This is a genomic window from Corynebacterium tapiri (assembly GCF_006334925.1).
Classification (GTDB): domain Bacteria; phylum Actinomycetota; class Actinomycetes; order Mycobacteriales; family Mycobacteriaceae; genus Corynebacterium; species Corynebacterium tapiri.
The window spans coordinates 15,382-28,956 of record NZ_VDHJ01000001.1 but is presented as its reverse complement, the minus strand read 5'-3'; the positions used below and the strand labels follow the sequence as shown (position 1 = coordinate 28,956).

At 63.0% G+C, this 13,575-nt stretch carries 14 protein-coding genes and 1 tRNA gene; 8 read left to right on the top strand and 7 right to left on the bottom strand.

Features of this window, described 5'->3' with window-relative positions:
• Window positions 1-18: 18 nt before the first annotated feature.
• Genes FHE74_RS00160 through FHE74_RS00150 form a run of 3 tightly spaced genes read left to right on the top strand, consistent with a single transcriptional unit; the run spans window position 19 to window position 1,576 of the window.
• Window positions 19-816 carry a thymidylate synthase gene (locus FHE74_RS00160; RefSeq protein WP_139464402.1) on the top strand — a complete coding sequence of 266 codons (798 nt, stop codon included), beginning with the start codon at window positions 19-21 and terminating at the stop codon, window positions 814-816.
• Window positions 813-1,328 carry a dihydrofolate reductase gene (locus tag FHE74_RS00155; RefSeq protein WP_139464401.1) on the top strand — a complete coding sequence of 172 codons (516 nt, stop codon included), beginning with the start codon at window positions 813-815 and terminating at the stop codon, window positions 1,326-1,328. The genes FHE74_RS00160 and FHE74_RS00155 overlap by 4 nt, the downstream gene beginning before the upstream one ends.
• Window positions 1,325-1,576 carry a mycoredoxin gene (locus tag FHE74_RS00150; protein WP_139464400.1) on the top strand — a complete coding sequence of 84 codons (252 nt, stop codon included), beginning with the start codon at window positions 1,325-1,327 and terminating at the stop codon, window positions 1,574-1,576. The genes FHE74_RS00155 and FHE74_RS00150 overlap by 4 nt, the downstream gene beginning before the upstream one ends.
• On the opposite strand, the gene FHE74_RS00145 is transcribed toward FHE74_RS00150, so the two are convergent.
• Window positions 1,566-2,732, bottom strand: coding sequence for an MFS transporter (locus tag FHE74_RS00145; RefSeq protein ID WP_246049066.1), 1,167 nt, complete (start codon window positions 2,730-2,732; stop codon window positions 1,566-1,568). The genes FHE74_RS00150 and FHE74_RS00145 overlap by 11 nt on opposite strands.
• Before the next feature lie 152 nt (window positions 2,733-2,884).
• On the opposite strand from FHE74_RS00145, the gene FHE74_RS00140 reads away from it, so the two are divergent.
• A tRNA-Arg gene (locus FHE74_RS00140) sits at window positions 2,885-2,957 on the top strand.
• Window positions 2,958-3,301: 344 nt separating this feature from the next.
• A complete protein-coding gene (locus FHE74_RS00135) occupies window positions 3,302-4,240 on the top strand; it encodes a DUF1906 domain-containing protein (RefSeq protein WP_139464399.1) in 939 nt (312 codons plus the stop codon).
• Here the strand turns inward: FHE74_RS00135 and FHE74_RS00130 are convergent.
• From FHE74_RS00130 to FHE74_RS00105, 6 genes are all read right to left on the bottom strand, one after another.
• Entirely contained in the window at window positions 4,237-4,914 is a 678-nt protein-coding gene (locus FHE74_RS00130) for a hypothetical protein (protein ID WP_425456308.1), read from the bottom strand. The two genes, FHE74_RS00135 and FHE74_RS00130, sit on opposite strands and share 4 nt — an antisense overlap.
• Window positions 4,915-5,127: 213 nt before the next feature.
• Window positions 5,128-6,786: a solute symporter family protein gene (locus FHE74_RS00125; RefSeq protein WP_139464397.1), complete on the bottom strand. Its 1,659-nt coding sequence runs from the start codon at window positions 6,784-6,786 to the stop codon at window positions 5,128-5,130.
• A 3-nt stretch (window positions 6,787-6,789) separates the two neighbouring features.
• A complete protein-coding gene (locus FHE74_RS00120) occupies window positions 6,790-7,068 on the bottom strand; it encodes a DUF485 domain-containing protein (protein ID WP_246049064.1) in 279 nt (92 codons plus the stop codon).
• Between the two features lie 336 nt (window positions 7,069-7,404).
• Entirely contained in the window at window positions 7,405-8,274 is an 870-nt protein-coding gene (locus tag FHE74_RS00115) for an aldo/keto reductase (protein ID WP_139464395.1), read from the bottom strand.
• A 31-nt stretch (window positions 8,275-8,305) separates the two neighbouring features.
• Window positions 8,306-8,674, bottom strand: a complete 369-nt coding sequence (locus FHE74_RS00110; protein WP_139464394.1) for an FKBP-type peptidyl-prolyl cis-trans isomerase — start codon at window positions 8,672-8,674, stop codon at window positions 8,306-8,308.
• A 208-nt stretch (window positions 8,675-8,882) separates the two neighbouring features.
• Window positions 8,883-10,178 (bottom strand): citrate synthase, encoded by a 1,296-nt coding sequence (locus FHE74_RS00105; RefSeq protein ID WP_139464393.1) that lies wholly within the window; start codon window positions 10,176-10,178, stop codon window positions 8,883-8,885.
• Between the two features lie 338 nt (window positions 10,179-10,516).
• Between FHE74_RS00105 and serC the strand changes: the two genes are divergently transcribed.
• The 3 genes from serC (at window position 10,517) to FHE74_RS00090 (ending at window position 13,564) form a co-directional block, all read left to right on the top strand.
• A complete protein-coding gene (gene serC / locus FHE74_RS00100; protein ID WP_139464392.1) occupies window positions 10,517-11,650 on the top strand; it encodes a phosphoserine transaminase in 1,134 nt (377 codons plus the stop codon).
• A 91-nt stretch (window positions 11,651-11,741) separates the two neighbouring features.
• The gene (sepH, locus tag FHE74_RS00095) at window positions 11,742-12,713 is read left to right on the top strand and encodes a septation protein SepH (RefSeq protein ID WP_139464391.1); all 972 of its coding nucleotides are present in this window, start codon (window positions 11,742-11,744) and stop codon (window positions 12,711-12,713) included.
• A gap of 5 nt (window positions 12,714-12,718) precedes the next feature.
• Complete coding sequence (locus tag FHE74_RS00090; protein ID WP_139464390.1) at window positions 12,719-13,564, top strand: DUF6928 family protein; 846 nt, start codon at window positions 12,719-12,721, stop codon at window positions 13,562-13,564.
• Window positions 13,565-13,575 lie beyond the last annotated feature (11 nt).

The following is a 13,575-nucleotide window of genomic DNA, read 5'->3' as shown; positions in this document are numbered from 1 at the left end:
GGCGCTAAAGTGTGGGGCATGATCCCCACTCCCTATGAGGACTTGCTTCTCGACGTCCTGAACAACGGGTCCGCCAAGGGCGACCGGACTGGCACCGGCACGCGCAGTGTGTTCGGCCGGCAGGTCCGCTACGACCTGTCTGAATCCTTCCCCCTGCTGACCACCAAGAAGGTGTACTTCCACGCGGTGGTCGGCGAGCTGTTGTGGTTCCTCTCCGGCGACTCCAACGTGGGCTGGCTGCAGGACAACGGCGTGCGCATCTGGAACGAGTGGGCTGATGAGAACGGCGAGCTGGGCCCGGTCTACGGCGTGCAGTGGCGCTCCTGGCCCACCCCGGATGGCAGCCACATCGACCAGATCGCCCAGGCCGTGGAGATGCTGAAGTCCAACCCGGACTCGCGGCGCAATCTCGTTTCCGCCTGGAACGTCTCCGAGCTGGACAAGATGGCGCTTCTGCCCTGCCATCTGCTCTTCCAGCTCTATGTGGTCGACGGTCGCCTGAGCCTGCAGGTGTACCAGCGCTCGGCCGACATGTTCCTCGGCGTGCCATTCAACATCGCCTCTTACGCGCTGCTGACGCACATGTTGGCGCAGCAGGCTGGGCTCGAGGTGGGCGAGCTGATCTGGACCGGCGGCGACTGCCACATCTACAACGACCACGTGGATCAGGTGCGCGAGCAGCTTAGCCGCGAGCCGCGCCCCTACCCTCAGCTTGAGCTGCGCAAGGCTGACTCGATCTTCGACTACACCTTCGAGGACATCTCGGTCACGGGTTACGACCCGCACCCCACCATCAAGGCGCAGGTCTCCGTATGAGTTTGAGCGCGATCTGGGCGGCATCACGCGACGGCATCATTGGCGACGGCCAAGGCATGCCCTGGCACCTGCCGGAGGACCTGGCGCACTTTAAGGAGTGCACCCAGGGTTCCACGGTGATCATGGGCCGCGGCACCTGGGAGTCCCTGCCCGAGCGCTTCCGCCCGCTGCCCGGCCGCGAGAACATCGTGGTGTCCTCGCGCGCGCCCGGTGAGTGGTCCCGCGGCGCCCTCGTGGTCAGCTCCATCGACGGCTTGGATGGCTGGAACATCGGCGGCGGGCAACTGTACGCCTCCACCATCGATCTGGTGGATCGTGTCGAGGTCACCGAGATCGACTGCACGCTCGCCGGGGTCTACGACCAGCCCGTTTTTGCGCCGTCGCTTGAGGGCTTTGCAATCGTCGAGAAGCGAGAATGGCAGGAGTCCGAGCGCGGGCGGCTGCTGGGGGAAGAATCCGGGCGGCCGCTGCGTTATAGGTTTGTAAGTTACCGACGAAAGGACGCTTCATGAGCCACGTAACCATCTACTACGCCGACTGGTGCCCCTTCTGCAAGAAGCTGCGCGAGCGCCTCGACCGCACTGAGACCCCCTACGACCTCGTCGACGTCGAGGCTGACGCCGAGGCCTCCGAGTGGGTCAAGTCCGTCAACAACGGCGACCGCATCGTGCCCACCGTGCGCTACTCCGACGGCACGCATGCCACCAACCCCGAGGCCAGTGCCGTGCGCCGCAAGCTCGAGGAACTCTCTAACGCTTAGCGACGCCCCTGAGCAACCGGGGAATGATAGTCATCGCCACGGTGCCCGCGCCGGCTACTGCGAGAGTGGTGGCTGGGCCGAGGGCGGCGACGACGGGAGCGCCCACGACGTAGCCGACGAGCATGGCGGAGTTGTTGACGCTGCCCATCGTCGACAGCGCCTTGGGCTTGATGTCCGCAGGCACGGAGTTGACCACCACTAGGCGCAGGGCCGCGACCTGCACCCCGTTGGACGCGCCGGCGATGAAGAACAACGGGATGCAGACCCACAGCGAAGGCAGGATTCCGGGGATGCCGATCCCTAGGCCCATCACGACGCCGCTGACCAGGAGCGCTGGGAGTGCGTTGTCGTTGGTGAGGCGGGAGGAAGCGGCGGCGCCGGCGATTCGCCCGACGATGAATGCTTGAGCTATGAGTGCAAAGCCGAGGCCACTGACGTTGAGGGTCTGCGTGGCGTAGAAGACCAGGGCGACGTTGTACATCGAGGTGAAGATGATCGCCGCCCAGATGCTGGTCATCGCCTCGCGCACGACCGAGGTACCCAAGAGCAGGCGTGGGGCCTCGATGATCTTAGCCAGGAAGCTTTGGGCGGGGCGCTGGGTAATTCGTGAGGTTGTTTGCTGGTGGCCCCTGGCGGCTGCGGCGATCGTGAGCAGCGCAATGATGAGTGCTGAGGATTCGATGAGCAGGGCGAGGCGTATGGAGGCTGCGTCGAGGAGCACACCGCCAATCGCTGGGCCAACGAAGCTTCCGACGAGGCGTGCCGTGTCCAGCATCGAAAATACCTTGGCTTGGTCTTCTTCGGCCCTGCCGTCCTCGGCGAGGGTGAAGAGCGCTGGAATCGAGAGCCCGCTTAAGACGGCGGCAACGAGGTTTCCGGCGATGAGCACTGCTGGTTGCGGGAATAGCGCGAGGATAACAAGCGTTGCGGCCTCGAGAGTGAGGCTGCCTGCGATCACGTGGCGCACGTGGAATATGTCGAACAATGGTGCCAGGACCGGCGCCACGAATACCTGCGCGCACACCCCAGATACGAGCACCGCTGCGACGAGGGCTTCTCCGCGCCCGAGTCCCGCGAAGTGCAGCGTGATCGCAATGTGCGTCATTGCCCCGCAGGTGGCGATGAGAAAATACGCCGCAGCGAGGAGCCTAGGCATCAAGGAGTCACCCCCCTTCCCTTGCATGTTGAACAACCTTCAACGCATCCCGAACCGCAAAGTTGCCCCTGATTCCACCCAGGCCAGGCCATGGTTTAGGGTTGACTCTACAGACACCGAGCGCCCTTAAGCGGAAAGTTCGGAGTTGATCCGCCCCAGTAGCTCAGGGGATAGAGCACCGCTCTCCTAAAGCGGGTGTCGTTGGTTCGAATCCAATCTGGGGCACAAAATTTCAGCCGGTCGCATATCAGTGCCCGGCAATACTTCGGCCGCTGTGGACCTGCAACTATGCAAAGTCCACAGCGGTTTCACTTTCTCCGCCAGAGCTCTAAAGGAATTGGACCAAAGGAGTGGCCCTTTAGAGCTCTAGCGCCAAAAATGGCGCCCTTTGGTCCTATTCCTTTAGAGCTCTGCACCTAGCACCTCAAATCCGCCGCAGCTCCCTAGCACCCGGAAATTCGATCCTGTTACACACGTTTCGCAATGTCACCAATGTTGCTAAAGTTCCAGATGTTACTGCCCTCATAGGGCTCATCCCGCCACTCCATCACCAGCGAAGGTAGGCACACATGCCCTCCCCGTCCTTTTCTCGACGCGGCTTGCTTAAGATCGCCGCTGCCTCTGCCCTAGCCGGAACAGCTGCCACCGCCCTTCCCCGCGTAGCCATGGCCGACCAGCGAGTTCTCGGCACCGTCATCGACTACGCAGCTGGTGTACCGTCGGCCCAAGCCGTCAAGAACGCCGGCCACATCGGCGCGGTGCGCTACGTGTCGGCGCGCCGTCCGGGCGCGGAGTGGATGATCGGCAAGCCGGTCACCGCCACCGAAACCGCAGACTTTGCCGCCAACGGCCTGGCCGTGGCGTCGGTCTATCAGTTCGGCAAGAACGAGACTGCGGACTGGAAGCAGGGAGCAGCGGGCGCAGCTGTCCACGCGCCGCAGGCCATCACCTTCCACGTTGCAGCCGGCGGCCCGACCGGCGTGCCTGTCTACGTGGCCATCGACGACAACCCGAGCCGCGAGCAGTACGACTCCCTCATCAAGCCGTACCTGCAGGCCTTCGGCATTGCTCTGGAAAAGGCCGGCCTCAAGCTCGGCATCTACGGCAACTACAACGTGATCAACTGGGCTATCAGCGACGGCATCGGCGCCTACTTCTGGCAGCACAACTGGGGCTCTAACGGCAAGATCCACCCGCATGCCCACCTGCACCAGATCCGCATCGACAAGGACAAGGTTGCTGGCATCGGCGTAGACATCAACAACGTCTACCGCGAGGACTGGGGCCAGTGGACGCCGGGCAAGGCTGCCCACACCACCGCCCCGAGCACGCCAGCAACCAGCACGCCGGCCGCCTCCACTACCCAGCCAAAGCAGTCCACCCCAGTAGCGGTCTCCCCCAACCCGGGTCAGTTCCCTGACATCACGGTCAACGGGTCGTCGATTAGCGGGGAGCAGATCAGCCAGGGTGTCAAGATCGCCCAGCAGATCTCCTCCACGCTGAACTAGCTACTCGCCTGCTCGGCTAGCTTGCCGAGCTGGACCTCGGCAAACGCGGTGAGGTCGTCGGCCGAGCCGGTCACCGCGGCGGCGGCCACGTAGTTTTCCCCGAAGGTCACCGAGGAGTGCAGGGAGAGGTCGTTGGACCATCCCCACTTGGTTCCCTGCGCTCCGGGCAGCTTTGCCGTGCCAAAGTCCTGGCCATAGCCATCGGCCGCCACAGGCCCGGAAAGCGCCATCGCCACGAGGATCGGGTGGGTCTTGTCCGCCTTGATCAGGGCTGCGATGAAGCGCGTGACATCGTAGGTCGAAGTCACCGAGGTCCCCCACTCCTCAGAGCCGCGCGTGGAATACAGGTTGAATTCATCGGCCACGCGGTCGATGGACTCGGGATACTTTTCATACAGCCGCGTGGCTTCCTCATCGTCCGAGGAACTGATCATCATGACCGCGTCGTATTGCTCGTCCTCCGTGCCGTGCTCGAAGACATAGTAGGCAACGTAGAGCTTGGCCAGACTCAGCGCGGGGCGAGCGAAGCGCTCGGTGGCGGTACCAACGTGGGAACCATCGTCGAGACGCAACAGCGTGGCTTGGGAGCCCGTGGCGTTCTTCTTAAACTCCACCACGCTGGGATCCGGCCGCTCCGGCTGGGGGATTACTCCCGGGCGGGCCGCCACCGTCACCGTCGTTGTGGCGGGTGACCCGAGGGAGCGCGGGGCGTCGGAACGCCCGAGAAACCACGTCAAGGCCGCTGCACACAGGGCGCAGATGACCACGAGGCTTAAGCCAGCGGTCACAGCGGGGCGCGAAGTTGTAAACACGAGCAGTAATGCTAATGCCGCCGGTACGCATAACGCGTATCGACGGCTTTAGTCACCGAATTGCCTGAATACGACCTAGTGGTCGACGGGAGCTTCCACTCCGACACCAGTCAACGAGCGGACCTCCATCTCGGCCTGCAACGCGTCGAGATTGTCCGGCTTGCCCAGGTAGGTGCCGATCACACCAGCCAGGAAGCCCAGCGGGATGGACACGATGCCCGGGCTGGACAGCGGGAAGATCGCCCAGTCTGCGTTGGAGAACATCGCGGTCTCCGAACCGGAAACGGCCGGGGACAGGAAGATCAGCAACAGGCAGGACAGCAGTCCGGTGTACATGGAGGCCACGGCACCGGTGGTGTTAAAGCGCTTCCAGTACAGGGAGAACAGGATCGTGGGCAGGTTTGCCGAGGCCGCGATGGCGAATGCCAGGGAGACCAGGAAGGCCACGTTCTGCTGCATCGCCAGGATTCCCAACACGCTGGAGGCGATGCCGATGACCACCACGGTCACGCGGGAGACGCGCACCTGATCCTCTTCGGAGGCCTTGCCGTCACGCATCACTGCGTCGTAGATGTCGTGTGCCACCGAAGCCGATGCCGTGATGCACAAGCCGGCCACCACAGCGAGCACTGTGGCGAATGCGACGGCTGCGATGATGGCCATGAAGATCGGGCCGGCCAGTTCGAGGGCGAGCAGCGGCGCGGCGGCGTTGGCACCGCCCGGTGCGGCCAGGATGCGGTCCGGGCCGACGAAGGCTGCGGCGGCGTAGCCCAGCACGAGCGTCATCAGGTAGAAGGAACCGATGAGGATGATCGCCCAGGTCACGGACTTGCGGGCCTCGCGGGCGGTCGGCACGGTATAGAAGCGCATCAGCACGTGCGGCAGACCGGACACACCAAGTGCCAGGGCGAGGCCGAGCGAGATGAAGTCGAGCTTGCTGGTCGCAGTCTTGCCGTACTTCAGACCCGGCTCCAGGATGTCTTGGGCCTCGTAGCCCTTCTTGGCCAGGGTTGCCGACGCAGCGTGCGCGTCCACTGCCCGATCCAGGAGGGCGGCCAGGCCACCCTTGGCCATGATGAAAGCCAGCACGACCATGATGACCACACCGGTCACCAGGAGGACAGCCTTGATCATCTGCACGTAGGTCGTGCCCTTCATTCCACCGACGAGAACGTAGAAGGTCATGATCACGCCCACGACGGCGACGATGACCCCCTGCCAAAACACGTCGTGGATGTCCAGCAGAACGGCGACGAGCGAGCCGGCGCCGGCCATCTGGGCGATGAGGTAGAACAGCGAGACGAAGAGGGTGCCAAAGGCCGCAGCCAGCCGGACCGGCTTCTGGCGCAGGCGGAAGGAGAGCACGTCCGCCATGGTGAATCGGCCGACGTTACGCAGCGGCTCTGCCACGAGCAGGAGCGCACCCAGCCAGGCCACGAAGAAGCCGATCGAGTACAGGAAGCCGTCATATCCGGTCAGCGCAATGGCGCCGACGATGCCCAGGAACGATGCCGCTGAGAGGTAGTCACCCGCGATTGCCAGGCCGTTCTGAGTTCCCGAGAAGGAGGCTCCACCGGTGTAAAAGTCGGAGGCCTCGCTCGTGGTCTTGCCAGCACGAGACACGAAGTACATCGTGACCACAATGAAGGCTACGAAGACGATGATGTTGAGGACGGGGTTACCCGCAGAGGATTCTGCAGCTGCACCATCGGCAGCGAGATGGTTCACAATCATGCGTTAGCCCTCCATCTTCGAGCGAATTGCGCTTTGGCGCGGTTCAAAGTTCTTGTTGGCGTAGCCGATGTACACCCAGGTGATCAGGAATGTGGTGAAGAACTGCGCAAAGCCCAACCAGATCCCTAGGTTCAGGCCGAGCACTGTCCGTGCCATGACCTCGGGCAAGTACATGGCTGCGAGGGTGAAGCCCACAAACCACACCAAGGCTGCGATGGCGATCGGGATGGTGAATCCGCGAAAGGCTGAACGCAGCTCGCCAAATTCTGAGCTCTTTTGCATTGCGAGGAAATCCTCAGCCGTAGGTTGTCGCCGCTGCGACACAGCTACTGAGGTCGAGCCATTGCTGGCGGGTGCACTTCCCATGAAGTCTTACCTTTCTTTGTGTGGCGCACGAGATGAAGATCACCTCTTGTGCGTTACATCACTCCACTAACAGAAAAAGGTAACGTGCGACACACACCTGCGTCCACGAAATGCGAAAAAACTTAAGAATCACTGGGAGCACCCACCCCCTAAAACCATGTCCACCTGCATTTATCCCCCACCCCCTGCGACACCCCCAGAAAATAAAAAGCCCCGCGTGCCATGGCGGCATGCGGGGTGAAAGGTGGGGTACTAGTTCTGACGCACCTCACCGGGGAACTCGCGCGGATCACCAGAAAGGCGACCGATTCCCTCCACACCATCGAGCGCATCCAGGGAAGCAAGCTCCGCCGGCTCCAACTCGATGTCAACCGCTGCCGCGTTCTCCAACAGGCGTGCAGGCGTCGCCGTCTTCGGGATCACCGACACTCCCTTGTTCAGCAGGTAGGCGAGGACAATCTGGGCCTCAGACACACCGTGGTTGGCGGCAATTGAGCGCACCTCGGGATTTTCCATCAGCACTCCCCTACCCAGCGGGGCCCAGGCCTGGCCAACCACGCCCAGCTCGGAGTGCAGCTGACGCAGCGGCGCCTGGCTGAATCCCACGTGCATCTCCACCTGGTTAATCGCCGGGGTCACTCCCGTGGCGTCCACGAGGTCTTGGAGGACCTCCTCGTAGAAGTTGCACACACCGATGGATTGCACGTCGCCGAGGCCCTGCAGCTTGGCCATCGCCTCAAAGCTTTCGTTGTACAGTCCCCGCTGCGGCCACGGCCAGTGCAGGAGGTACAAGTCCAGGTAATCCAGACCAAGGCGAGCCAGGGAGCGGCGGAATGCCTGCGGGATCTCGTCCTTGCCCTGCTCGTTGTTCCAGGCCTTGGTGGCCACGAAGAGCTCTTCGCGCGTCACATCACCGGCAGCGATAGCATCCCGGATTCCCTGCCCAACGGCCCCCTCGTTGTCGTAGAGGGAAGCGGTGTCAATGTGGCGGTAACCTGCGGCGATGGCTTCGCGGACCATGCGCACGGCCTCATCGCCGTGCAGTTTGTAGGTGCCAAAGCCGATTTGCGGCATCTCAGCACCGTCGATAAGCGAAAAGGTGGGTATCGGCGTGTTGCTCATACCCACCATTGTGCCCTAAAAGGAAGGGCTTTTACTCAGCTCGCAGAAGATCGATGATGAATACGAGCGTCAAGCCAGCTAGCGGGTGACCGCCACCGGCGGGGCCGTAGGCAAGCTCCGGCGGGATGGTCAGTTTGCGGCGACCGCCAACGCGCATGCCGGGGATGCCTTCCTGCCAGCCAGCGATCAGGCCGTTAAGGGGGAATTCGATGGACTGACCGCGGTCCCAGGAGGAGTCAAACTCCTGGCCAGTGGCGTAGTCGACGCCCACATAGTGGACCTCGACCATGCCAGACTCTTTAGCCTCTGCTCCATCGCCAACGATGAGGTCCTCGATGACGAGCTCGGCAGGTGCTGGGGTGTCGGGCACCTCGATATGCGGTTTCTCCGACTGCTCCATGGCGGGGGTTCTCCTTGCGGAATTGACGTCAGTTCTCAGCGCCTGTCCATACCTACCTCAGGCATGTACGGCAGGCGAGGTCGCACCCAGTATATAAAAGCAATCGCAAAATCCCGCCCCAGCCTCACGCCACCCCGGCAACGCACAGGCCCCCAGCGTGGAATCTCTCCACAACTAGGGGCCCCTCAACGCGCTACGTTAAGCGGTATTAGCGCTGGTCACGCGGCACGAACGGGCGCTGCGTCTCGCCGGTGTAGATCTGGCGCGGACGGTTGATCTTGGTGTTCATCTCCAGCTGCTCGCGGTAGTGAGCGATCCAGCCCGGGAGGCGGCCGATGGCGAACAGGACGGTGAAGAAGTCCGTCGGGAAGCCCATGGCGCGGTAGATCAGGCCGGTGTAGAAGTCGACGTTCGGGTAGAGCTTGCGCTGGATGAAGTAGTCATCAGCCAGTGCGATCTCCTCGAGCTTCATTGCCAGGTCGAGCAGGTGGTCGCCGCCCAGGTGCTCCAGCACCTCGTGTGCGGTCTCCTTGACGATCGCCGCACGCGGGTCGTAGTTCTTGTACACGCGGTGACCGAAGCCCATGAGGCGAACGCCGTCCACCTTGTTCTTCACCTTGTTCATGAACTCGGTGGCGTCGCCGTCGTGGTTATTCTGGATGTCCTCGAGCATCTCCAGAACGGCCTGGTTTGCGCCACCGTGCAGCGGGCCGGACAGAGCGTTGATGCCGCCGGCGACGGAGACGAACATGTTGGCCTGCGCGGAACCGATCATGCGCACCGTGGAGGTGGAGCAGTTCTGCTCGTGGTCAGCGTGCAGGATGAGCAGCTTGTCCAGGGCCTTGACCAGTACCGGATCGACCTCGTACGGCTCGGTCGGGTAGCCGAACATCATGCGCAGGAAGTTCTCGCGCGCGTTCAGGGAGTTGTCCGGGTACATGTAGGGCGAACCCTTGGAGGCGCGGTAGGCGTAAGCAGCCAGCATGGGCACCTTGGCCATCAGGCGCACGGTTGCCTTGTCCAGGTGCTCCTCGTTGAGCGGGTTGAGCTGGTCCTGGTAGTAGGTGGACAGAATGTTCACCGAGGACGCCAGCACGGACATGGGGTGCGCGTTGCGCGGGAAGACGTTGAACTGGGACTTGAAGTCCTCGTCCAGCAGCGTGTGGTGGCGGATCTCGTTGTTAAAGTGGCTCAGCTGCTCCTGGGTCGGCAGCTCGCCCTTGATCAGCAGGTAGGAGACCTCGTTGAAGGTGGCCTTCTCTGCCAGCTCTGCGATGTCGTAACCGCGGTAGCGAAGAATGCCCTGCTCACCGTCAATGTAGGTAATCTTCGACTCGGTGGAGCCGGTGGACACGTAACCCGGGTCAAAGGTGACCAGGCCAGTCTCGCCCAGCAGCTTGCCCAGGACGACACCGTCGTTGCCCTCCGTGGCACGCATGATGTCCATCTCGTACTCGCCGCCGGGATAGGACAGTACGGCCTTCTGGTTGTTGTCTTGAGCCACAGTAAACCTTTCGAGTTCTATCGTCGCCCCAAGCCCCTCCCCTGCATTGGGTCAAAGTGCTTAAGGCGTCGCTTACACCTGTTCCACGCTCGCGGTCTGCGCATCCGCTTAAAAGTGCTGATACGTCCGCTGAATTCGCGTAACCGCCCGCCACTCTAGCAAAGACTGTGACCCGCATGACAGCTTTACCCACTTTGGGGACCCACCTCACCTACCCCCGGAAGTAGGAATTCCTCAAACTACTTTTCCCTACCCCCTCGCCCCAGGCGGGTGAGCGCATTATGGTGGCGGCATTACTGTCGATCGACCGATTTTCGTACTCGAGGAGTGATCACTCCATGTCCGCCCAGTCCCCCACCATTCCTTCCGACCTTCTCCCCGCCGACGGCCGCTTCGGCTGCGGCCCGTCGAAGGTACGTCCGGAGCAGATCGAAGCGATCTCCGCTGCCGCAGGAGGCGTCATTGGAACCTCTCACCGCAAGCCCGCGGTCAAGAATGTGGTGGGATCCGTGCGCGAGGGTCTCACGGAGCTCTTTTCGCTTGACGACGGCTACGAGATCGCCCTCTCCCTCGGCGGGGCGACCGCCTTCTGGGATGCCGCGACCTTCGGCCTGATTAATCGCCGCTCCGCTCACCTGGCCTTCGGCGAGTTCTCTTCCAAGTTCGCCAAAGCCTCGGCCGCGGCCCCCTGGCTGGACGACCCCCACGTGGTCGAGGCCGAACCCGGTACCGCGCCCCAGCCCGGCCAGCTAGCTGACGCCGATGCCGACGTCGTGGCCTGGGCGCACAATGAGACCTCGACGGGTGCCATGGTTCCCGTACAGCGGCCCGACACCGACGCGCTGGTGCTCATCGATGCCACCTCCGGTGCCGGTGGTCTGCCCGTGGATATGCGCGAGGCCGATGCCTATTACTTCTCTCCCCAAAAATGCTTCGCGTCCGACGGCGGTCTGTGGCTAGCTGCGCTGAGCCCGGCAGCCCTGGAGCGCATCGAGAGCATCGCCAAGTCCGACCGTTACATTCCCGCCTTCCTCGATCTACAGACCGCAGTGGACAACTCCCGGAAGAATCAGACCTACAACACCCCGGCAGTGGCCACATTGCTCATGCTGGATGAGCAGATTCGCTGGATGAACAACAACGGCGGTTTGAGCGGAATGGTTGAGCGCACCCGCGCCAACTCTGCCGTGTTGTACGACTGGGCCGAGCGCCACGAGCTGTGCACTCCCTTTGTCAGCGATCCCGAATCGCGCTCCCTTGTAGTGGGCACCGTGGACATTGACGAGCGCGTCGATGCAGCAGCTATCGCGCAGGCCCTTCGAAACAATGGCGTCGTGGATGTCGAGCCCTACCGCAAGCTAGGACGTAATCAGCTTCGCGTGGGCCTGTTCCCTGCAATCGACACAGCCGACGTGGAGGCCCTGACGGCCTGCGTGGACTACCTTTTCCAGCAGGGTGTCGGCGCGGTTTAAGTCCCTCACCCGGCGAACTGGTCTAACCTGAGATAATTGCAGTGTTATGTGGTGATTTCGCCAGCCGCCGACGAAAGGGGTACGAAGCGTCATGCGCGAGCTACGCGTAATCAGCGAGGAGTCCACCAGCACCAGCCTGGTTCTGGTGGATGAGAGTGGCGAGCAGTTCTTCCTGGTCGTCGATGACGATGTGCGGTCTGCGCTCACCGGTTCCACCCCGGCGTCCTCGCTGCCGGAGGCCTCCACGGACGAGGAAAACCCCGCACCGTCTACGCCCGAGGTGTCCGTGGCCGCTGCCGACACGCCTGCCCCGGAGCCGCGCCGCAGCCTCCCGGAGCCCGATCCCCTGTACTCCGCTCCGCTGAACATGCGCCCGCGCGAAATCCAGACTCGCATTCGCGCCGGAGCTACGACCGAGGAGCTGGCGGACGAAATGGGTGTGGCCGTCTCCCGCGTGGAGGCATACGCCCACCCGGTGCTCTTGGAGCGGCAACAGATCGCCGAGCTCGCCCGCGCCTCCCACCCGATTCGCGAGGACGGCCCGGCCAAACTGACCCTGGCAGAGGTGCTGGCTGCCGCTTTCGGCGCCCGTGGCCACTCGCTCAGCGACGCCACCTGGGATGCATTCAAGGAGCCGGACGGGCAATGGATCGTCCGGGTGTCCTGGCAGGCCGGCCTGAGCCACAACGAGGCGGAGTGGATTTTCCGTCGCCAAGCCGCCACCGGAGGCACCACGGAAGCCCGCAACGCCGTGGCCGCAGATCTCACCGACCCCGATTTTGTTCAACCGGTGCGCACGCTGACGTCGATAAGCCGCGGCACCCGCCACGAAGCATCGCTGAACTCCCCGCGGGGAGCAGAGGACACCCAGGACATCCCGGTGGTTCCGGAAGATTCGTCCGATGCCTCCCCGCGAGAGTCGCATACACAGGGTGAAGAGCTACTACAGCACCCCGATGCCGAGCAGAAGCAACCGACGCAGCGCCGCCGCAAGGCTGTTACCCCCCACTGGGAAGACGTCCTGCTGGGAGTGCGCGCCAATACCAAGCGACCCAAGAAGTAGGAGCCATGGGAACCCCGGCAGTAGTGACCCTGTGGTACGTCAACACCCCGACTCCTGCGGCGGTACTCGCTGAGGAGCCGAAGGCTGACCGCGGTTTCGGCCGCAAGTTTCTGGCGCAATTCAATCCCGCGTGGCCGATCAGCATGATCGGTCAATTCCCGCTGAATCGTTCGAGTGCTGCCAGCCGGGGCGAATGGTACGTCGGCGGATACCAGGGATTGACCGTCGTGCAGACGTGGATCGAGGACCTGGGCAACCTCTCCGAGATCGACCCTTCCCTGCTCAATGCCCGCCCTGCCACTGACGTCTACATCATTGCCGAAGGCGACGGGAACGACTTCGGCGGTTTCTGCCACGTCCACGACGGCCAGGTCAAACGAGCTTTGTCTGCCGTGCGTGACACGCTTTTCGAGGACATTGGTCTGCCCGAACCCTTCGAAGCTCCATATTGGGCGGGCGAAAAGAGCGAGCCGCGAGGCGGGATTTCGCTCCCCTTCGAACCCCGTGACCTCGCGCGGGAGGCACAGCGTGTCTATCTCGGAGCCGAAGAAGGCTTAGACATCAACGTGGTGGGATATGCGGTTGACGGCCGCCCAGAAGCCGCTCCTGTGCGGCGCGAGGACAATACCTCCAAGGTGGAGATCGCTCGGGCGGACGAGGACGAGGAGCTTTACGACGACTACGAGGTCCACCCGACGGCCCGCGAAGGCGATGAGTTTGTTCGCCTGGCGGAGGCAGCTGCCGCGGCGGCTCGCCGGGTCGGGCGAGAAGCAGCAAGCCTAGCCCGGCGCGCTCGCGGCTGGCAGGCCCAACTCAACGAGCGGCTGCGACACACTGACCGCCCGCGCTAGGCCAGCCGTGT